Annotated in this window: 15 protein-coding genes and 2 tRNA genes; 8 read left to right on the forward strand and 9 right to left on the reverse strand. The window is 34.0% G+C overall.

What is annotated here, in order from left to right:
• Window positions 1-19 precede the first annotated feature (19 nt).
• Both NU08_RS19555 and serB read left to right on the forward strand, forming a co-directional pair.
• Window positions 20-457 (forward strand): VOC family protein, encoded by a 438-nt coding sequence (locus tag NU08_RS19555; protein ID WP_129748753.1) that lies wholly within the window; start codon window positions 20-22, stop codon window positions 455-457.
• Window positions 458-613: 156 nt separating this feature from the next.
• Window positions 614-1,843 (forward strand): phosphoserine phosphatase SerB, encoded by a 1,230-nt coding sequence (serB, locus tag NU08_RS19560; protein ID WP_129748754.1) that lies wholly within the window; start codon window positions 614-616, stop codon window positions 1,841-1,843.
• An 820-nt stretch (window positions 1,844-2,663) separates the two neighbouring features.
• On the opposite strand, the gene NU08_RS19570 is transcribed toward serB, so the two are convergent.
• Both NU08_RS19570 and NU08_RS19575 read right to left on the reverse strand, forming a co-directional pair.
• A complete protein-coding gene (locus tag NU08_RS19570) occupies window positions 2,664-2,906 on the reverse strand; it encodes a redox-active disulfide protein 2 (protein ID WP_129748756.1) in 243 nt (80 codons plus the stop codon).
• A 13-nt stretch (window positions 2,907-2,919) separates the two neighbouring features.
• Window positions 2,920-4,431, reverse strand: coding sequence for a GH3 auxin-responsive promoter family protein (locus NU08_RS19575; protein WP_129748757.1), 1,512 nt, complete (start codon window positions 4,429-4,431; stop codon window positions 2,920-2,922).
• A 241-nt stretch (window positions 4,432-4,672) separates the two neighbouring features.
• Here NU08_RS19575 and NU08_RS19580 point away from each other — a divergent pair, with 241 nt between their 5' ends.
• Both NU08_RS19580 and NU08_RS19585 read left to right on the forward strand, forming a co-directional pair.
• Complete coding sequence (locus NU08_RS19580) at window positions 4,673-5,467, forward strand: DUF2797 domain-containing protein (protein ID WP_129748758.1); 795 nt, start codon at window positions 4,673-4,675, stop codon at window positions 5,465-5,467.
• 244 nt (window positions 5,468-5,711) lie between these two features.
• Complete coding sequence (locus NU08_RS19585; RefSeq protein ID WP_129748759.1) at window positions 5,712-6,794, forward strand: glycosyltransferase family 9 protein; 1,083 nt, start codon at window positions 5,712-5,714, stop codon at window positions 6,792-6,794.
• Window positions 6,795-6,917: 123 nt separating this feature from the next.
• Here NU08_RS19585 and NU08_RS19590 read toward each other — a convergent pair whose 3' ends face one another.
• The 3 genes from NU08_RS19590 to sppA all read right to left on the reverse strand — a co-directional run bounded on the left by NU08_RS19590 (window position 6,918) and on the right by sppA (window position 12,413).
• Complete coding sequence (locus NU08_RS19590; protein WP_129748760.1) at window positions 6,918-9,521, reverse strand: AsmA-like C-terminal region-containing protein; 2,604 nt, start codon at window positions 9,519-9,521, stop codon at window positions 6,918-6,920.
• A 174-nt stretch (window positions 9,522-9,695) separates the two neighbouring features.
• Entirely contained in the window at window positions 9,696-10,643 is a 948-nt protein-coding gene (locus tag NU08_RS19595; protein WP_129748761.1) for an alpha/beta hydrolase family protein, read from the reverse strand.
• A gap of 12 nt (window positions 10,644-10,655) precedes the next feature.
• Window positions 10,656-12,413, reverse strand: a complete 1,758-nt coding sequence (sppA, locus tag NU08_RS19600) for a signal peptide peptidase SppA (protein WP_129748762.1) — start codon at window positions 12,411-12,413, stop codon at window positions 10,656-10,658.
• A 138-nt stretch (window positions 12,414-12,551) separates the two neighbouring features.
• On the opposite strand from sppA, the gene folK reads away from it, so the two are divergent.
• The gene (folK, locus tag NU08_RS19605) at window positions 12,552-13,688 is read left to right on the forward strand and encodes a 2-amino-4-hydroxy-6-hydroxymethyldihydropteridine diphosphokinase (RefSeq protein ID WP_129748763.1); all 1,137 of its coding nucleotides are present in this window, start codon (window positions 12,552-12,554) and stop codon (window positions 13,686-13,688) included.
• A gap of 3 nt (window positions 13,689-13,691) precedes the next feature.
• Here folK and NU08_RS19610 read toward each other — a convergent pair whose 3' ends face one another.
• The 4 genes from NU08_RS19610 to NU08_RS19625 form a co-directional block, all read right to left on the reverse strand.
• Window positions 13,692-14,042 (reverse strand): MmcQ/YjbR family DNA-binding protein, encoded by a 351-nt coding sequence (locus NU08_RS19610; protein WP_129748764.1) that lies wholly within the window; start codon window positions 14,040-14,042, stop codon window positions 13,692-13,694.
• Between the two features lie 2 nt (window positions 14,043-14,044).
• Window positions 14,045-16,225 carry a T9SS type B sorting domain-containing protein gene (locus NU08_RS19615; protein WP_129748765.1) on the reverse strand — a complete coding sequence of 727 codons (2,181 nt, stop codon included), beginning with the start codon at window positions 16,223-16,225 and terminating at the stop codon, window positions 14,045-14,047.
• Window positions 16,226-16,267: 42 nt separating this feature from the next.
• Window positions 16,268-16,804, reverse strand: a complete 537-nt coding sequence (locus tag NU08_RS19620) for an RNA methyltransferase (protein ID WP_129748766.1) — start codon at window positions 16,802-16,804, stop codon at window positions 16,268-16,270.
• 73 nt (window positions 16,805-16,877) lie between these two features.
• A complete protein-coding gene (locus tag NU08_RS19625; protein WP_129748767.1) occupies window positions 16,878-17,309 on the reverse strand; it encodes a DUF1573 domain-containing protein in 432 nt (143 codons plus the stop codon).
• A 158-nt stretch (window positions 17,310-17,467) separates the two neighbouring features.
• Here NU08_RS19625 and mutS point away from each other — a divergent pair, with 158 nt between their 5' ends.
• From mutS to NU08_RS19640, 3 genes are all read left to right on the forward strand, one after another.
• On the forward strand, window positions 17,468-20,074 hold the full coding sequence (gene mutS / locus NU08_RS19630; protein ID WP_165352489.1) for a DNA mismatch repair protein MutS: 2,607 nt from the start codon (window positions 17,468-17,470) through the stop codon (window positions 20,072-20,074).
• 162 nt (window positions 20,075-20,236) lie between these two features.
• Window positions 20,237-20,309, forward strand: a tRNA-Gly gene (locus NU08_RS19635).
• Between the two features lie 15 nt (window positions 20,310-20,324).
• Window positions 20,325-20,410, forward strand: a tRNA-Leu gene (locus NU08_RS19640).
• The last annotated feature ends 119 nt before the right edge of the window (window positions 20,411-20,529 follow it).

Consider the following 20,529-nt stretch of genomic DNA (forward strand, 5'->3'; position numbering starts at 1 on the left):
CAATTAAAAACAAAATATCATGGCAACAGCAGTAAATCCATATTTAATGTTTAACGGAACTTGCGAAGCAGCATTTCTGTTTTACAAATCAGTTTTTGGCGGAGATTTTCCGTATATCGGAAAATTTAAAGATGCTCCAGCAGAAGAAGGGGAAGTGCTTTCTGAAGAAGCTCAAAATCGAATCATGCACGTATCGCTTCCAATCGGAAGCAGTATTTTAATGGGAAGCGACACGCATCCAAGATACGGCGATGTCGGTTTTGGCGATAATTTTTCGGTTTCTGTTAATGCAGAAAGCAGAGAAGAAGCAGATAAAATCTTCAACGGACTTTCAGCAGGAGGAAAAGTAGAAATGCCGATGAATGACACTTTCTGGGGATCTTATTTTGGAATGTTTAAAGATAAATTCGGCATCAACTGGATGGTGAGTTTTGATAAAAACGAAGGAATGAAATAACATAAAAGTTACGTTATTTTAATAGCGGGACATAATTGTTAAATTACTTTAAAAAGCACATGAAAATGTGCTTTTTTGTTTCAAAAAAACAAAGATTATTCTTTTTTATCAACAAGAGATTGCCGATTTTTGTCGCTTCATAATCAAGAAAGAAAAATGGCAGCAGAAGACAAAGAAATAATCTTATTAAAAGTTTCTGGACACGATAAAATTGGAGTTACAGCAGGATTAACAGCTGTATTGGCAGCATACGACGCTAATATTTTAGATATCGGGCAAGCTGATATTCATGACACGCTTTCTTTAGGAATTTTGTTCGAAATTGCTGCAGGTTCTTCATCCGCACCCGTTTTAAAAGATCTTTTGTTTAAAGCATACGAATTGGAAATCAAAGTAAAATTTATTCCGATTTCTATTGAAGATTATGAAACGTGGGTAAAATCACAATCAAAACAGCGTTATATCATCAATATTTTGGGCGAAAAACTGGCGGCTTCACAATTGTCTGCGGTGACTCAAATATTGTCAGATCAAAATTTAAATATCGATTCTATTATCCGATTAACAGGAAGAACTTCTGTTGTAGAAAAAGAAGAATATCCGCGTTCTTGTATTCAATTGTCTGTTACAGGCGAAATCGTAAACAAGATCATCATGACGGCAAGTTTTATGGAAATTTCCAGAACACTAAACGTTGACATCTCATTCCAAGAAGATAATATTTACAGAAGAAACCGCCGTTTGGTTTGCTTCGATATGGATTCGACTTTAATTCAAACCGAAGTAATCGATGAGCTTGCAGAATTAAATGGAGTAGGAGATCAAGTGCGAGCTATTACAGAGTCGGCTATGAACGGTGAAATTGATTTCAACGAAAGTTTCAAAAAGCGTATGGCGCTTCTGGAAGGTTTAAGCGAAGAGGTTTTGCAAAATGTTGCTGTCAATTTGCCTATAACACAAGGAGCACATCGTTTGATGAAAGCTTTAAAATACTATGGTTATAAAACTGCAATTCTTTCTGGAGGATTTACTTATTTTGGAGAATATCTTCAAAAAGAATTAGGAATAGACTACGTTCACGCCAATCAATTAGAGATAAAAGATGGCAAACTAACCGGTAAATATATTGGTGATATCGTAGACGGTCAGAAAAAAGCAGAATATTTAAAAGCAATCGCCGAAAAAGAAGGGATTCACATTAACCAAACCATCGCAGTTGGAGACGGAGCAAACGATTTGCCAATGCTAAACTTAGCTGGTCTAGGAATTGCTTTCCATGCCAAACCAAAAGTAAAAGAAAGCGCCTCAACTTCAATTTCAAGTTTAGGTCTTGATGGTGTTTTATACTTATTAGGATATCACGATAGATATATCGATATGATGTAATTCACAATCTGTCACCCTGAGCGAAGTCGAAGGGCTTTCATATAGAAAAGGTCTTCGACTTCGCTCAGCCTGACAAAGTAAATTTATCTATTTTATGTTATTTCGACAAAGGAGAAATAGCATCCGGAATTCGACAATCAAAATAAAAAAAAACAAACCTCAGTCTTTGTAATAAAGAAGCTGAGGTTTTTTATATGGACATGTCCCGCATGCCGAATAGGATTATCCGTTGCAATCTTTTTATTTTTAAAGAAAAAATAAAAAGGATTTCCATCTCTATCCCTCATGTTAGTGGAATTAATATTTTTAAAAATTATAGAGTTTATTAGATTCTCTAAATTTACAAATGGAAGTGTAAATATCTTCGTTTTTTCCTTTAACTAAACTTAGTTCTGTTTTTGTAGAGATTTCCTCAGGACCTGGTAGTTTAAATAAAATTTTAGCGAGAAATCCGTCAAGCTGTGCGGCATATTCATTTTTATCTTTCAAAATAAAGTTTACATACGTATTCCCTCTAATTGAAATTATGCCTAATTTGTCAATATTACGCCAATAGATTTTAATGTCGTTTATGTGATCAAAGAAATATTCTTCGGTTAACTCAATTGCAGATTCCTTTTTTAAGTTTCGGTATAAATTTTTAACTGTTTTTTTATGTTATTCCTTGCTAAAAAAAACAGGAAAAAAGCTAAGATAATTCCGAAAGGTTGGTTATTGCTAAATAAAGTTAGTAGAATCAGTGAAATGCAACTAATTAAAAAAATAATTGAATCAAGCCATAATTTAATAGAATAATATGGATAGAGAAGATTTCTCATAATTACTCCCTCGATTCCAACTCTCTCTTTATTTCCTTCAAATTCTTCAAATTCAAGAAAAGAATAGGCAATAAAGCAATTGGAACAACACTCATGGCGCTAAAACCTTTCATAAAAATGATAAATATATTAAGGATGAATAGCATAAAAAGCACAACGCAAAATACGGTATTCACGGTTTTTAGTGTTTTCTGATTTTTAATCAGTTCTTCAGTGGTCATTTCGCTGAATTTTGTTTCTTTCATTTTATAAGTTGTTTTAGCACATTTCTTTCAATTGTTCCAAATAATCTCTCTGATTCGAAAGTCTCGGAATCTTATGCTGACCGCCCAATTTATCTCTTTCCTTTAGCCAGTCATAAAATAGGTTCTCTCTGGCAACATTAACCACCAAAGGATTTAAAGTCATATTGTTGTAGCGTTTCGCTTCGTAGTCAGAATTTAGGGTTTGCAAGGTTTCGTCCAGAACTTTTTGGAAAAGACCTACATCAGCAGGATTTTTCTTGAATTCGATCATCCATTCATGTGCACCTTTTTCTTTGTCATGCATAAAAATCGGAGCAACAGTATAATCAATAACTTCTGTTTGAGTAATCTGACACGCTTTTGCAATGGCCTGATCGGTATTTTCAACCATTAATTCCTCGCCAAAAACATTAATATGATGTTTGGTTCTTCCCGTTACTCTAATTCTGTACGGATTTAATGAAGTAAAACGAACTGTATCGCCAATTAAATAACGCCACAAACCAGAATTTGTAGTAATAACAATAGCATAATTTTTATTCAATTCAACATCTGCCAGACGAACCACCTTTTGATTTGGGGTTCCAAAAGTATCCATTGGAATAAATTCGTAGAAAATCCCATAATCCAGCATCAATAATAAGTCACTTGAATTATTCAAATCCTGAATCGCAAAGAAGCCTTCAGAGGCATTGTATATTTCGTAATATCTAAAATCTTTGCTTGGCAATAGTTTTTTGTATTGTTCCCTATATGGAGAAAAACTTACGCCTCCGTGAAAATAAACTTCCAGATTTGGCCAAAGCTCTAATAAGCTTTGTTTGCCTGTATTTTCAAGAACTTTATTCATTAAAACCAACATCCAAGATGGAACTCCTGCAAAACTGGTTACATTTTCATTTTTAGTTTCGTTGATAATAGCTGCAATTTTCGTTTCCCATTCGCTCATTAACGAAGTTTTGCTACTTGGCGTACTGCTGAACTCTGCCCAAATAGGCATGTTTTCAATCAAAATTGCCGATAAATCTCCAAAGAAAGTATTGTTGTTTTCATAAATTTGAGAACTTCCGCCCAAGCGAAGACTTTTTCCCAAAAACAATTCAGAATCTTCATTATTGTTCAAATAAAGACACAAAAGATCTTTGCTGCCTTTATAATGGCAATCTTCTAGAGCTTCGTTACTTACTGGAATAAATTTGCTTTTGGCATTTGTAGTTCCACTTGATTTGGCAAACCATTTAATAGGTGTTTCCCAAAAAACATTTTGTTCGCCCAAACGTGTGCGCTCAATAAGCGGCTGCAATTCTTCGTAAGTTGCAATTGGAACCCTTTCTGCAAAAGTTTGATAGGAATTTATAGACGAGAATTCATATTTTTTTCCAATAACTGTATTTTCAGATGCCGTCAATAAGTTGTGCAATAATTCTTCCTGAACTTCATTAGGGTATTTTAAAAAAAGCTCTATTTGGTGAATCCTTTGTTTTAGGACCCAAGATGCAAACGAATTGATAATAGATAAAGGCATGAATCTGTTTTTTAGTTAACTGATTTTAGGTTTTAAATCTCACAATCTTTGTAAAACAAAAAACTTAAAATTTGAATATCGAGAGACAAATAGTAACTTTGTCTTCATATCAAAAATAGTATTTTTTTGTAAAAAACAATTCGATTTGTAGCAAAGATTCTATCTAAAAAGTCGAATTTTAACACAAAAAACTTTAAATCTTTTGATGGATCTAAATCAGCAATTATAAATAAAAATACGAATGCAATATCAAGGCGTACTGACAAAAATGCAAACTGAACTTGGAAGTCCAATTCAATATTATTTGGTTTTCGAAGATAGTTTCTTAAATGTGAATCAATTATTAGACAAAGAAATTGAAATCAATTTTGTAGGCTGTCAATGCTTGAATTGCGGTAAAGAGAAAAAAATATACCGACAAGGTTTTTGTTACGAATGTTTTTATTCGAGTCCGGCTGTAGGAGATTGGATTATGAGGCCAGAATTGAGTACAGCGCATTTAGGAATTGCAGACCGAGATTTAGAGTACGAATCAAAAGCACAGCTACAGCCTCACATTGTTTATCTAGCTTCGGCTTGTGAAATAAAAGTTGGTGTAACCCGTAAGTCTCAGGTTCCAACCCGTTGGATTGATCAAGGTGCTTCTCAAGCCATTGCCATTGTTGAGGTTCCGAACCGATATTTGGCTGGAATAACAGAGGTGGCGCTAAAAGATCATTATACAGACAAAACCAATTGGAGAAAAATGCTCCAGAATTCTGTTGAAACTTTTGATCTAATTGCAGAAAAAGCTAAAATAGAAAGTTTAATTCCAGCTGAAGTTAAAGATTATTTTTATGCTCAAAAAAATGATGTGTACGAACTTCAATATCCAGTTTTGAGCTATCCTGCAAAAGTGAATAGTTTAAACTTAGATAAGACACCTTCTTTCAGTGGAAAATTAACTGGAATTAAAGGCCAGTACTTATTATTTGAAAATGGAACAGTTTTTAATGTTCGAGGTTCCGAAGGTTATGTGGTTACTATAGACGTCTAGGTTTATTGGGAATATGTCGATATTTTTTACGTAACTATCTATTAATTTGTTGGTTAAGTTAATATTTGTTGTAATTTTAACTTAATTCCAAAAACAAAAAATGTAAATATTGATACATTTGATTACAATTTTGTAACAAATGCTTATTGGAAGAATTTATTTTTAGAAAATAAAAGAGGGTAGCTTTGATGTTGCTCTATTTCTAAAATTAATTAAGATTTATAATTCGTAAATTATTCCACAAATGAGTGTTCTAAATAAATTAAATGTGCACAGACGTAGCATAATGCGGAGTCTCACAAAGAATGTTGGGAAGGCAAATATGCAGGACGATTTTATTTTGGTCGATAAGAACGAAATAAAAAAAGTTCTTATTTGCAGACCAAACGGAAGGTTAGGAAACCTCTTATTGATTACGCCACTCGTTCAGGAAGTGTCTGAAATGTTTCCAAATTGTAAAATTGATTTATTTGTAAAGGGTACATTAGCTCCCATTATTTTTGAAAAATATGATAGCGTCGATAAAATAATTCATTTGCCCAAAAAGCCTTTCAAAAGTTTAGTGGAATACTCAAAAGTTTGGATTTCATTAAAAAAAGCACACTACGATCTCGCAATTAATGTAGATCAAAACTCCTCTTCGGGCCGATTGGCGGTTCAATTTTCAAATGCAAAATATAAGTTTTTTGGAGATTCCATCGATGAGCCTGCAGAACAAAAGAATGATTTTGAACACATTGCAAAATATCCAGTTTATAATTTTCGAAATTTTTTATCAAAACTTAGGTTGCCAACAAACAGCAATAAAATAATTGCGCCTATAGATCTCAAATTATCAGCTTCTGAAATTACAGAAGGTAGAAAAAAACTAAAAGAAATTACAGACAACGATAAAAAAACAATCTGCATTTTTACTTACGCGACAGGAGCAAAATGTCTTTCGGAAGAGTGGTGGGAAAAATTTTATTCTCAGCTTACTGCAGAATATAAAGATTATAATATTATTGAAATTCTGCCGGTAGAAAACGTATCGCAAATCGGGTTTAAGGCACCATCATTTTATAGTAAAGATATTCGCGAAATAGGATCTGTTATTGCAAATACGGAGTTGTTTATTGGTGCAGACAGTGGCATTATGCACTTGTCGAGTGCGGTACATACACCAACTATTGGGCTGTTTTCCGTATCAAATTTGAAAAAATATGAGCCGTACGATAATTGCAGCATTGGGATAGATGTAAATCTCTACACCAAAAAGAAATACATAAAAACGATAAATACTATTTTGAATAACGGCAGATTGAATGGTTTATCAAAAGCAATATAAAAACAAAAAATCCTGTTCAAAATGAACAGGATTTTTTTTTAAGATTCTAAGATTCTAAGGTGCTAAGTTTTTTTAGCTTTGAGAAACTCAGAAACTTAGAACCTTAGCATCTCAGCAGCTCAATTAAGGATTTTTCTTCTTAAACAATCCATTCAATAAATCACTTGCTTTTTTGGTTACTTCCTGAGTTTTTTGCTCTTTTTCAGTTTTAGCAGCCTGAGTTGTATCTTTTGCTTTAGTGTTTTTGTTGATTAAATCAGTAAGTGCAGAAGTTCCTTTTTGAGTCAGTTTATCTTTCTGCTGATTTACCAATTGTGTAGTCAAATTGCTCACCGCAGCTTTCATGTCTGTACTGATTTTAGGATTTGAAAAGTTACCCGTTAAAGAAGCGTTGATTGGAATATTATCCAGTTTTGCAGCATCTGCAGGAGACATTTTTGCAATTAAGTTGTTGGCTTCTGTTCCTAAATATTTTGCGGGTACATCAAACTTGATCGTATAATTCATCGTTTGGTCAAAACCATGAGTTCCTCCAATAGTCGCTTTTATGTCTTGATATTTTATGTCAAATGGTTTTACATTTACTTTTCCATTATCAAAAGTCAATGCCATTTTCAAATCATTCAGATTCAATTTGTTTAAATCAAGAAACTTCACATTTGAAGTAAGCGAATTTAAAACAGTTGAGTTTTTAGCATTTACAGTAGTCGATAACAACTGGCCTAATAAATCTCCAGAAATCGATTTAAGATCTGGAGTCAATTCTTTGGCATCTAAATTACCATTTAATTTAATGGTCGAATTCAGTTTTCCGTTAATGATTCCGGCAATTGGCGCAATTTTTTTCATCATATCCAACTGTGTAAAAGTCTGTGCAATATCAACTTGATTGAAACCTAAATTCATGTCAAAAGTAGGTACTTTTTCTTTTGTAGAAACTGCTCCATTAAGACCAATTTGTCCTCCGAAAATGTTTGTTTTAAAGTTTTCAAGAGTTGCTTTTTCATCTTTAATAAGCAATCTTCCAGAAACATCTTTTAGTTTCAAATTGTCATATAAAACCGTTGTTGCTTTTGCGTTCAATGTACAGTTTAAGAAAGCAGGAATCTTCATTGCATCAGCTGGTTTTGCTGGAGTTTTGGTTTCTTCTTTTGCAGGTTCGCCAGCAGTCATGAAATCATCAACAGCCAATTGGTTCGAACTCATATTGAAGTTTCCTTTCAGTTCTTGTTTTTTAAACATAAAACCATAGAAATTCTCTAAAACTCCGTTAATGCTGATGTCACTTTTTCCAGTTGTAGCATCAAACTGTTTTAAATTAATTCTGCTCGGATTGAATTCAACCATCGCCGTGCTGATGTTCATTGATTTGTTGTTTTCATCAGTATATTTAAATCCTGACAAACTCATTGTACCAGCATTTTTGATATTTTGGTACTGGCTTTTTTCTACAGAAGCCATATCGAAATTAGTGGTAACATCTGCTTTTAAAATACCTGCTAATGGTTTATCCATTTTAATTGGATACGCTTTTGAAAGATTAGCCAAGTTGATTGTTCCCTTTAAAGCCGCATCGATAATAGGATTAACGGTGATGTTTTTAATATTCGCTTTAGCGTTAAAAACATCTTGATCGATTCTAAAAGATAGCTTATCTAGGTTTACATAAGTATCATTCAAAATTCCAGTTTCGTTGATGATTTTCGTATCAATTACAATATTTTGAACTGATTTTGGAAGGTTTGGATATTGGAAGGAAGCATTGTTTGATGCAATTTCAATATTAAATTTAGGTACAGTTGTATCTGTAAGTTCTCCTTTTGCAAAACCGTTTACTGTAAAATCTCCAGTTGTTTTTACGCCATCTAAACCAGCAGCGTAAGCCGAAGGAATTAAACCTAAGAAATTGGTAAAAGAAGAAGTAGGAGTTTTAAACTTTAAGTCGTAAATCTGAGCTTTCTCAGCCATTTGAATGAATCCGTCAAATTCTAATGGCAATTGATTGATTAAAGCTTTGTTTTCTTTGAAAGTATATTTGCTTTTTTCTAAATCAATTCCAAGAACAGCGTCTAAAGTTAGTTTCACATTTTTCATGTAATTTATTTTATCCATGTCCAATGAAACTTTTGCTGTAGATTTTGTAGTTAAATCTAATTTTGAATTGGTGAAATCTCCAGTTCCTTCGTGGTTTAAACTGTCAATTACCATTTTAATTTTAGAACCTTGATCGATATATCTAAAAGTAAAATTCTCGATTTTATAGTTTTGAATTTTCAATGCAAGTGGTTTGCTTGCTTCGTCTTTCTTATCTTCTTTTTTGTCTTTTAGAGCAATATCGAAGTTTCCGACACCATCTTTATTGAAGATAATATTTACTAATCCGTTTGTAGAGCTAATTCCCTGAATGCTTAAAGGCTCTTCTTTTCCTTTGAAAAGTTCTTTAATGCTCATTTTTAAATTCAATTCTCCTAGCGAAACCAAAGTATCGCCTTCAAAAGGAGCTTTATTGATGATAACTAATTTCTCGATTCCAACCGTTGCGTTTGGAAAGTTTTTGAATAAACTTAAATCGGCATCTGTAAAACTTACTTTAGCATCAACACTTTCGTTGATGGCTTCGACAATTTTAGCCTTAATCTGGTCTTTAAACAAAAATGGAATGGCAAATAATGCGGCAACAAATACCACAAGGACTATGGCACTTATTTTTAAAACTTTTTTTAGCATATAAATAGATTTGAGGGTTTACATTTTTAAAATCGACTCCTGCAAAAATAGTTTTTTTTACTAGAGTTTGAAGATAAAGTTTTCTTAATTTTGTAAGAAATTTATTAAAATTGTTAAATAAAAAAATCCGTTGAGAACTATTTTCAAAACGGATTTTTTAGGGTGTTTATTTTATCACTTCTCAATAAAAGAGACAATCTTCTCAACTAAGACTTCTGAAATTGGAAGTGTTTCATTATTGTAGCTAGCCATATTGTCTTCCTGATTGCCATCAATAATTTTCATAATATGGTTCATCTTGTCAATAATTTGCAAATCTGCATTTTTGTTGGCTTGCTTTAAATTCTCGGCATCTTTTACCGCAATCTGAATATCATTGTTTCCTTGCACGATTAAAACAGGAATAGTAAGCTTTTGTATTTCGGTTTGCGGATTGTATTTAAACCACGAAATCAGATAAGGCTGAACACTTGGTCTGAAAAGAGAATTCAGCATTGGATCAACTTTCTTGACTTCAAATCCGTTTTTTAAGCTATCGATAATCGGAAAAGTCATGTCATTAAGCTGTTTCATTGACTTTGCTCCAATCTGTGTTTTTAGAATTTGATCTGCAGGTTCGCCTGCGCCTGCAATCGAAACAAACTTATCCGCTTTTGGACTGGCAACCATTCCTATTAACGAACCTTCACTGTGACCGATTATAATTATTTTAGAAAAACGTTTGTCTTGTTTTAAATAATTAATCCAGCTTTTGGCATCTTGAATGTAATTTTCAAAAACCAAACTGCTTTCAGATCCTCCTGCTGCTTTACTTTCTCCAATTGCCCTTTTATCGTAACGTAAAGATGCAATTCCGTTTTTTGCCAGAGCTTCTGCCAGCATTTTTAACGAATTGTTTTTCATCATCGGATTATTTCCGTTTCTGTCCGTTGGGCCAGAACCAGCAATGATCAAAGCAACCGGAAACTTTTTGGTTAAATCTGGAGTTGTCAGCGTACCAAAAATCTGATCGTTATTTATTTTTAAAATCGCTGGCGTTTCCTTAAACGTGATTTCTTTTTTGGTTTGGGCGTTTAAGAAACTCCAAAACAAAACCGTTAGAAAAAGAATTACTTTGTTCATCTTTTAATCCAATTAATAAATATTGATTCCGTAAGGCAATATGGCTTGTATTCCTTTTTGTTTTTGGAATTTTTTCACCTGTTCAATAAGAAGATAATTCTCTTCTCCAATTTCTTCTTTTATAAAAGCTTCTTTAGATTTTGCAAAAGGAAGATTACCCAACAGATCGTTTAGCGTTTTTTCGTATTCAGGATAATTCTGAGTGCTGTATTTTTTCACTTTAGCGATTTTTGCAGCTTCAGCAATCGCATCATTCAAGCCACCGATTTTATCCACTAAACCAATTTTTAAAGCTTCAGTTCCAGACCAAACTCTACCTTGAGCAATAGAATCAACTTGTGCAAAAGACATTTTACGGCCTTCAGCAACATGGCTTACAAATGTGTTATAAATTTTTTCAACTCCTTCTAAAGTAAACGCTTTGAATTTTTCATCAACTGGTAAAAACGGACTGTAGTTTGCAGAATTCTCATGCGTTTTAACCTGTTCAGAATTGATTCCTAATTTATTAGCCAATGGGCTAAAGTTTGGCAACATTCCGAAAACTCCAATAGAACCTGTGATGGTATTGTTTTCTGCAAATATTTTATTAGCGTTACAAGCAATATAATAACCACCCGAAGCGGCATAATTCCCCATAGAAACTACGACTGGTTTTACTTTTTTAGTAATTTCGATTTCTCTCCAAATTAAATCAGAAGTTAGAGCGCTTCCTCCTGGGCTGTCAATTCTAAGAACGATCGCTTTTACATCGTCATTTTTTCTTGCTTCCTGTAGAGAACGTCTCATCGAACCTTCTCCAATAGTATTTACATCTCCTTCGCCGCTTCCAATTTCGCCTTGAGCGTAAATAATAGCGATCTGATCTGTTGCAGTATTAGCTAAAGCTGTTGTTACGTGATTTTGAGTATAATCTGTGATCGAGATTTTATTGTAATCTTCATCTTTGTCTACCTTTAAGGCTTTTCTAATCGCATCATGGTAAACGTCTTCATAAGCAACAATATCAACTAAATGCTGTTGTTTGGCCATTTCTGGAGTTCTTGCCAGAAGCCCGTTTGCAATTTCGTTTAGTTTAGGAAGTGGAATATTTCTGCTTTTTGAAATATCAGCCGAAACGGTAGCCCAAATAGAGTTCAAAAGTGCAGTAATCTGTTCTCTGTTGGCATCGCTCATTTTATTTTCTAAGAAAGGTTCAACGGCACTTTTATATTTTCCGTGGCGAATCACTTCCATGTGGATGCCTGATTTATCCTGAAAATCTTTGAAAAACATAACTTCAGAAGAAAGACCTTTAAAATCTAAATCTCCTGCTGGATTTATATAAATCGTATTAGCAACAGAATTTAAATAATATTCTTTTTGAGAATAAGTATTGGCATAAGCCCAGACAAATTTTCCAGATTTTTTAAAGCTCTCTAAGGCGTTTCTTAAATCTTTATATTGTGCAAGACCAAGAGAAGATTCGTCATTTAAAATCGAAATTCCTTTGATGTTATCATCTGTTTTTGCCGCTTCGATAGCATTAATAACATCGGTCAGACCAATGCCTTTTTTGTCTGAAAAAACAGTTACCCACGGATCTTTGTATTTTCCTGCGTAATCGTTTTTAATTTCTTTTAAGTTCAATTCGATAACCGAATCAGATTTGACAGAAACTGTGTCGTCTCCACCAAAAATGGCTCCGATAAAGATTACTCCAAAAAAGAAGAGCATAATAAAAACAAAAATACCAATTACTGTGGCAATTACATTTCCTAAAAACTTCATATGTATATTTTTTTAATAAGTAGCGAAAAAGGGCAAAATGTTACAAATTAGACATCTAAATTTAGGATTGGATTTGAGACGTCGTTTCACAAATATATTGGTTAATTCTAAAATAGTTTTAGTTAATTTGCATTAATTATGAAATTACAGCATCAAGTCGTTTTATCGATAGGCAGCAACCAAGGCAGCAGACTAGAAAACATTCAGAATTGTATTGATTTAATACATCAAAATGTGGGAACTGTCATTCAGGTTTCAAAACTTTACGAAACTCCTGCGTGGGGTTTTGAGAGTGATGCTTTTTATAATTGCGCACTCCTTTTGCATACCTATTCATCTGCACAAAAAATACTCAATCAGATTTTAAAAGTCGAAAAAGAATTGGGAAGAATTCGTTTGAATCAAGAAGGATATCAATCTAGAATTATTGATGTTGATTTAATTGCTTTTGATGCAGAAATAATTGATACAGAAAAACTTCAGGTTCCGCATCCATTAATGCAGAACAGAAATTTTGTTTTACTGCCAATGCAAGATTTAAAGTTAAATTGGGAACATCCAATTTTGCAGAAAACAGTTTCAGAATTGATTGCCATTACTCCAGACGATAGTGTGTGTACAGTTGTTCAGGATTTGAAAAGTCCGATAGGAGAAATTCCGTTAAACCAATTTAATTATGTTGCGTTTGAAGGCAATATTGGAGCAGGAAAAACTACTCTTGTGCATAAAATTGCAGAAGATTTTAATGGAAAAACGGTTTTAGAAAGATTTGCAGATAATCCGTTTCTTCCAAAGTTTTACAAAGATCAGAATCGATATGCATTTCCTTTAGAAATGTCTTTTTTAGCAGATCGCTATCAGCAGTTAGCCGATGATTTGGCGCAATTTGATTTGTTTAAGGATTTTATAGTCGCCGATTATCATATTTTTAAATCGCTAATTTTTGCAAAAATAACGCTTGCTGAAGACGAATATCGTTTGTACAGAAATCTATTCGATATCATTTACAAAGAAATGCCAAAGCCAGATTTGTACATTTATCTCTATCAAAATACAGATCGTCTTCTTCAAAATATCAAAAAACGCGGACGGGTTTATGAACAGAATATTGAAGCTGCATATTTAGAAAAAATCAACAACGGTTATTTGGAATACATAAAATCCCAAACCGATTTGAATGTTTTAATTATTGATGTTTCTGACCGTGATTTTGTAAAAAAACACGAAGATTATCTTTATATCTTAAATGAAATTAAGAATAAAACGGCTTCTTAAAATTTATATTATTCCGAGTTGTTTTCTAAGTTTTGCAGATAATTTTTCCTGAACAAGACGATAAGATTGCTGAATGTATTTTTCCCATTCTGATTTTTTCATTCGTGTAATGTCATCAATTAAAACCCATTTGTATTTGGCAACATACGGTGCAGGTTTAAATCCAGGTTTATTGCTCATTTCTTCAAATTCTTCATCCAAAACTTTAAATGAAGCCGAGGTGGGATTTTGGCCAAGTCCAACAACACAATACATTTTTGAGCCTACAGAAAATACTAGGTCATGTTCCCATTTTATATCTTCGGTTGTACCCGTTAGTTTTTGACAGATTTCTCGAATGGTTTCTATATTCATAATTATCTTTTTAATGTAAAATGCCCTCTTAAAACCGGCATTGAATCGTCTACTTTTAAGGCGTACCAATAATCTGATGCAGGAAGCGGAACTTGGTTAAAAGTGCCATCCCAGCTCATTTTGAAACGGCTTAACTGCGCTATTAGTTTTCCGTAGCGATCAAAAATTGTAACGACAGCTTGAGGGTAATTTTCCATTCCAGTAACTTCCCAAACATCATTGTAAGAATCATTGTTTGGAGTAAAAAATGCAGGAAAAACAAGTACTACAAATTGTTTAATAGTTCCGCCGCATCCTTTTGCTCTTGCGTAAGCGGTTTGCAATCCACCAGGGACATCGTAAAAAACTGTTGAATCTTGGTAGTGGACACCATCAACAGAATACTCAAAGTAATCTTCTTCTTTTACAGGATAAATAATGGCTCTTGTTCCTTCAACATCAACGCGTGCAATTTGAGGAATCATATGTTCTTCAACCGTAATTGTTTTTGTGCTAGAACAGCCTTCCGGACTTGTTACAAGTACAGTATATTTACCTCCTTTGCTAACGGTAATTTGCTGAGTAGTTTCATTAGCATTTGACCATAAATAACTCATTCCAGAAACTCCCGCATCTAATGTTATCGATTGAAACTGGCATAGAGTCAAGGTTTCGTCTGTAACGGCTGGAGGGGTATAAATTACAATATTTACTGGAGTTCTGGTCGGATTATTACATCCGTTATTTGAAGCTTCGGCATAATAAGTAGTATTGGATGAAATTGTGGGAGTTGTAAAGGTTGTTCCTTGAAAAACGCTTGTTCCTCCAGTTGCCGAAGTAAACCAATTTATGATCCCAACATTTGAAGTTGCTTTAATCGTTAGAGTTCCTGGACCGCAATTTGTATAAGTGTCTTTTTCTGTTACTGGAATTGTAGGAGTGGCATATACATTTGCTTTTACTGATTTTCGGTTAGATTCGCAGCCAGCATCAACATAATAAGTTGTAGTTGCATTTATTGTTGGCGTAGTATAAGTCGGGCCTGTTGCCAATAAATTTCCTCCAACAGCAGCATCAAACCATCTAATTGTTGATCCGGCAGTTGCAGTTGCATTAAAGGTAAAGCTTCCAGAATCGCAAACCGGTGTTGGATCAATAGCTGGAGTTGCTACAGGAATAGTGATTTTGGTGCTTGCAGCAATTTGTAACGTGGGCTCTCCTGGCATTCCACCATATTCCACCACATAGCCTTTTGGCTGATAATTACCACTGGTGTCTCCTGTATTTGATAAATCATTCCAAGACCCCCTTATTCCAACACCAGGCTGAGTGATGTGGGCGTAATCTTCATCGCCTTGTTGGTTAGGTTCGCCTGTATTCCAAAACGCATAATTTGGTGTCGAGCCATTTGCATTTCCGTTCCAAAAAATAGTTCCAGCTTCAGGGCCAGTAACCCATTTCCAGACACCTTCAGTTTCAGCATCGCTACCTCCAATCCATCCAGTTCCAGAAGCTTGCTCACCAATTAGTTTTGCTTCATCAGCAGATAAAATTGTCGCTAAATAACCTTGAAGACCATAGTAAGTACTAGTTGCTGCTAAATCTCGAGCGCTTGTCCAAGTTACACCCACATTTGGTATAAAGAGATAGTAATGTCCAGTAGATGCCAAATAATTAGCTTGTCCTATTGTAATAGAAAAAGTTCTTGTGCCACTAGCTGTTGCAGAAGAGTTGGTAAATACAACATCCTTTACTGCTGAAACAAAATCATCATAAGGAGTGTCAGAAGTAGTTGTTCCAGACAATCTTAGCTTTCCGGAAGTAGCGTCCCAACTGGTTACAATATTAGGATGCAAGGTCGGATTTTTTAGCTCTAATCGGTCAAAGCCATTTGAATATCCAGAGGAAATCTGAATGTAAAGCACCTGTGCTCCATTTTCAGCAACATCGTGATCAATTCTAAAATCTGTTACAATATTAATTGATGTTTGAGGACAGTAAAGTTGATCTCCTTGTGCAATAAGTTTTGGAGGATCAATTACGAAATTGCTTTTCTTTTGTTTTCTTATTTTTAAATTTACGCTAGGTTTTGAGAAGTGTGCGTTCTTTTTGTTAAAAGTTTTTATATTTTCGTTTGCATTGGAAAAATTAAAACTTAAAACAGAAAATAAAAGAGAAATGGTTACTAATTTGATATTCTTCATTTGCTAAAAATATCAATTAATTGAGAATAAAAAAATAAATTTTTATTCAGGCCAGTTTATTTTTTGAAATAAATCCCAGACAACAATTCCGGCACTTACAGAAATATTAAGAGAGTGTTTTGTTCCCAGTTGAGGAATTTCAATGCATCCATCACAGATCGCAACAGCTTGTTGTGATACGCCATAAACCTCATTGCCAAAAACCAAAGCATATTTTTGACCTTTTTCGATTTTGAAATCTTGAAGAAAAATCGCACTTTCAACTTGCTCAATAGCCATAGTCAAAACATTTTCTTTTTTTAGATTTTCAATCACTTCCAAAACATTCTCATGATGTTCCCAAGCAACAGTTTCGGTTGCGCCAAGAGCGGTTTTATGAATTTCTTTGTTTGGAGGAGTTGCAGTAATACCGCATAAAATGATCTTTTCAATCAAAAACGCATCAGCTGTTCTAAAAACAGAACCAATATTGTGCAGACTTCGAATATCGTCTAAAACTAATATTAAAGGGGTTTTCTCCGATTTTTTAAAATCTTCAATTGATTTACGGTCTAGTTCGCTGTTTTCGAGTTTTCTCATTGTTTTAAATTCAAGCATAAAAAAAGCTTCCAAAGATAAGGAAGCTTTTTGATTATTTTAAATGTTTTTCAGATTAGCTTTTTACTGGATCTGGTAAAACAGTACCTTTAATAGTAAGGATTTTTGTTGGTTGTCCTTCTGCGTTAGAAGTAACAGTTACAGTTTTTGTAAAAGCACCAACTCTGTCAGTAGCATATTTTACACCAATAACACCTTTAGCTCCTGGCGCGATTGGTTCTTTTGGAGTAGTTGGAACAGTACATCCGCAAGATCCTTGAGTGTTTGTAATGATTAATGGTTTAGTTCCGTTGTTAACAAAAACAAACTCACGTTTTCCATCAGCATTGTGTGCGATAGTTCCGTAGTCAATAGTTTCAGTTTCAAAAAGCATTCCTGCTCCTTCTACTTTAGCAACTTTAGCTGCTTTAGCTTTTTTAGTTGTTTGTGCATTTGTAACTGTGATACCAGCAACAGCCAACATAGCGAATAAAATTATTTTTTTCATCTTTAAGGGTCTTTTTTTAAATGATAAACAAAGCTATGTAAAATTCTTAAATCAGTAACTAAAAATATCTTAAAATATTTTAATTTTTGAAGCTTTCGATATGCCACCAAAAAATCATAAATTCGCTGTCTTAATTTTTCATTTAAAAATATAATAATTTGGCAGCTAAAGAGAAAGTGGTGAAGGAAACACCTTTAATGAAACAGTACAACGAGATCAAGGCTAAATATCCTGATGCATGTCTGCTTTTCAGAGTAGGAGATTTTTATGAGACCTTTGGAGAAGACGCCATTAGAGCTTCAAAAATTTTAGGGATAACCTTAACTAAAAGAGGAGCAGGGTCTGATACCGAAACAGCATTGGCTGGGTTTCCGCATCATTCTGTAAATACTTATTTGCCAAAATTGGTAAAGGCTGGACTTCGCGTGGCAATCTGCGATCAGCTGGAAGATCCGAAAATGACTAAAACTATTGTAAAAAGAGGTGTAACGGAGCTTGTGACTCCAGGAGTTTCTCTGAACGACGAGGTTTTACAGTCAAAGTCAAACAATTTCTTAGCATCGGTTTATTTTGCTAATAAAAATATCGGAATTTCATTTTTAGATGTTTCTACAGGAGAGTTTTTAACGGCTCAGGGAAATGCAGAATATATTGATAAGTTATTGCAGAACTTCAATCCGAGTGAGGTTTTGGTTCCAAAGAATAATAAAAATGATTTCAAAACTGCTTTTGGAGAAGATTTTCATAGTTTTTTCTTAGAAGATTGGATTTATAAAGAAGACTATGCCTTAGAAACCTTGACAAAGCATTTTCAGACAAATTCCTTAAAAGGATTTGGTGTTGAAGAATTAAAAGAAGGAATTATCGCTTCTGGGGCGATTCTGTATTATCTGTCAGAGACACAGCATAATCGTGTGCAACATATAACGGCAATTCAGCGTATTGCAGAAGATGCCTACGTTTGGATGGATCGTTTTACGATAAGAAACTTAGAATTATATCACAGCTATAATCCAAATGCAGTTACGCTTTTAGATGTTATCGATAAAACGCTTTCTCCAATGGGAGGACGTTTGTTAAAGCGTTGGTTGGCATTGCCTTTAAAAGATGCTAATAAAGTAAAGAGTCGTCATGAAGTCGTGGCGTATTTAAAGTCAAATCCTGAAATTCTGCACAATATCCAATATCAGATTAAACAGATTTCAGATTTAGAGCGTTTGATTTCTAAAATTGCTGCAGGAAAAGTTTCTCCTCGTGAAATTGTTTATCTAAAGGAATCTTTAGATGCTATTATTCCGATCAAAACATTGGCGCTTGAAAGTCCACAAGAAGCTGTAAAAGTAATTGGAGACAGTTTGCATGCTTGTGATTTGCTTCGTGAAAAAATTAAAACAACTTTAAATCAAGATGCTCCTGTTGCCATTTCAAAAGGAAATGCTATTGCGAGCGGAATAAATGAAGAGCTGGACGAACTTCGTGCGATTTCGACTTCAGGAAAAGAATTTTTAGAAGGAATTGAAAAAAGAGAATCTGAAAGAACTGGAATTTCGTCATTGAAAATTTCTTTTAATAATGTTTTTGGATATTATATCGAAGTTAGAAATACGCATAAAGATAAAGTTCCAGAAGAATGGATTCGTAAACAAACTTTGGTAAATGCAGAACGTTACATTACAGAAGAATTAAAAGAATACGAAACCAAAATTTTAGGAGCAGAAGAAAAAATCTATAAAATAGAAAGTGAACTTTTTGAGCAATTAGTAGCTTGGATTTCAACTTATATCAAACCAGTTCAAATGAACGCGTATTTGGTTGCGCAATTGGATTGTTTGTGCTCTTTTACGCAAATGGCTGTAGAAAACCAATATGTGCAGCCTGAAATCGATGATACATTTGAATTAGATATTAAAAACGGAAGACATCCTGTAATTGAAAAACAATTGCCTGTTGGAACTCCATATATTGCAAATGATGTTTTCTTAGATAGAGAAACGCAGCAGATTATTATGATTACGGGGCCTAACATGTCGGGTAAGTCGGCAATTTTAAGACAAACAGCTTTAATTGTGCTTCTGGCTCAAATGGGAAGTTTTGTTCCTGCTGATAGTGTCAGAATGGGAATTGTAGATAAGATTTTTACCAGAGTCGGAGCTTCAGATAATATTTCGATGGGCGAATCTACTTTTATGGTCGAAATGAACGAAACGGCTTCTATTTTGAATAATATTTCAGACAGAAGTTTAGTGTTGTTGGATGAGATTGGAAGAGGGACAAGCACTTATGATGGAATCTCGATTGCTTGGGCAATTGCGGAATTCTTGCACGAACATCCTGGAAGGGCTAAAACGCTTTTTGCAACGCATTATCATGAATTGAATGAAATGACAGAATCGATGCCTAGAATTCAGAATTTCAATGTAGCAGTAAAAGAGCTAAAAGACACTGTTCTTTTTGTTAGAAAGCTGGTGAAAGGAGGAAGTGCGCATAGTTTTGGAATTCACGTGGCAAAAATGGCTGGAATGCCACAATTGGTAATTTCAAAAGCGCAAAAACTTTTAAAGAAATTAGAGAAGAATCATTCTAGCGATGCTTTGAACGGAATAAAATCGGCTAATGAAGAAATGCAGATGAGTTTCTTTAATCTGGATGATCCTTTGCTAGAAGAGATAAAAGAAGAGATTCTGAATCTCGATATTAATGCCATTACACCAGTAGAAGCATTGATGAAACTGAATGAGATCAAAAGAATGCTGGTTAAAAAATAAAATTCAAAATTTTTTCAATTTTAAACTTTAGGTTATCAGAACGTTATAAAATAAGTCGATTTTTTTTTGAAAAAACGCTTGTGTAATTGAATAAATGTCCTAAATTTGCACTCGCAATACGAAACAAATCAAGTGTTGCAGTTCTTAATAAAATTTGAAAATGCGAAAATAGCTCAGTTGGTAGAGCGCGACCTTGCCAAGGTCGAGGTCGCGGGTTCGAGCCCCGTTTTTCGCTCTAAAACCATACAATGCTCGGATGGTGAAATTGGTAGACACGCTGGACTTAAAATCCAGTGAACAGCAATGTTCGTGCGGGTTCAAGTCCCGCTCTGAGTACTAAAGCCTCTTCTTTTGAAGAGGCTTTTTTTATTTGCAGACTTGCAGATAATAAATTTACGCAGTAAATTTATTAGAATCTCAGAATCTCAGAATCTCAGAATCTCAGAATCTCAGAA

It is taken from the genome of Flavobacterium anhuiense, from assembly GCF_004151235.1.
GTDB lineage: Bacteria > Bacteroidota > Bacteroidia > Flavobacteriales > Flavobacteriaceae > Flavobacterium > Flavobacterium anhuiense_A.

Excerpts from the sequence above, each read along its gene's own strand:
- NU08_RS19555 (WP_129748753.1), top strand. The coding sequence starts at position 20 with ATGGCAACAGCAGTAAATCCATATTTAATGTTTAACGGAACTTGCGAA.
- serB (WP_129748754.1), top strand. The coding sequence starts at position 614 with ATGGCAGCAGAAGACAAAGAAATAATCTTATTAAAAGTTTCTGGACAC.
- NU08_RS19570 (WP_129748756.1), bottom strand. The coding sequence starts at position 2,906 with ATGAAAGAAACAAAATTCAGCGAAATGACCACTGAAGAACTGATTAAA.
- NU08_RS19575 (WP_129748757.1), bottom strand. The coding sequence starts at position 4,431 with ATGCCTTTATCTATTATCAATTCGTTTGCATCTTGGGTCCTAAAACAA.
- NU08_RS19580 (WP_129748758.1), top strand. The coding sequence starts at position 4,673 with ATGCAATATCAAGGCGTACTGACAAAAATGCAAACTGAACTTGGAAGT.
- NU08_RS19585 (WP_129748759.1), top strand. The coding sequence starts at position 5,712 with ATGAGTGTTCTAAATAAATTAAATGTGCACAGACGTAGCATAATGCGG.
- NU08_RS19590 (WP_129748760.1), bottom strand. The coding sequence starts at position 9,521 with ATGCTAAAAAAAGTTTTAAAAATAAGTGCCATAGTCCTTGTGGTATTT.
- NU08_RS19595 (WP_129748761.1), bottom strand. The coding sequence starts at position 10,643 with ATGAACAAAGTAATTCTTTTTCTAACGGTTTTGTTTTGGAGTTTCTTA.
- sppA (WP_129748762.1), bottom strand. The coding sequence starts at position 12,413 with ATGAAGTTTTTAGGAAATGTAATTGCCACAGTAATTGGTATTTTTGTT.
- folK (WP_129748763.1), top strand. The coding sequence starts at position 12,552 with ATGAAATTACAGCATCAAGTCGTTTTATCGATAGGCAGCAACCAAGGC.
- NU08_RS19610 (WP_129748764.1), bottom strand. The coding sequence starts at position 14,042 with ATGAATATAGAAACCATTCGAGAAATCTGTCAAAAACTAACGGGTACA.
- NU08_RS19615 (WP_129748765.1), bottom strand. The coding sequence starts at position 16,225 with ATGAAGAATATCAAATTAGTAACCATTTCTCTTTTATTTTCTGTTTTA.
- NU08_RS19620 (WP_129748766.1), bottom strand. The coding sequence starts at position 16,804 with ATGAGAAAACTCGAAAACAGCGAACTAGACCGTAAATCAATTGAAGAT.
- NU08_RS19625 (WP_129748767.1), bottom strand. The coding sequence starts at position 17,309 with ATGAAAAAAATAATTTTATTCGCTATGTTGGCTGTTGCTGGTATCACA.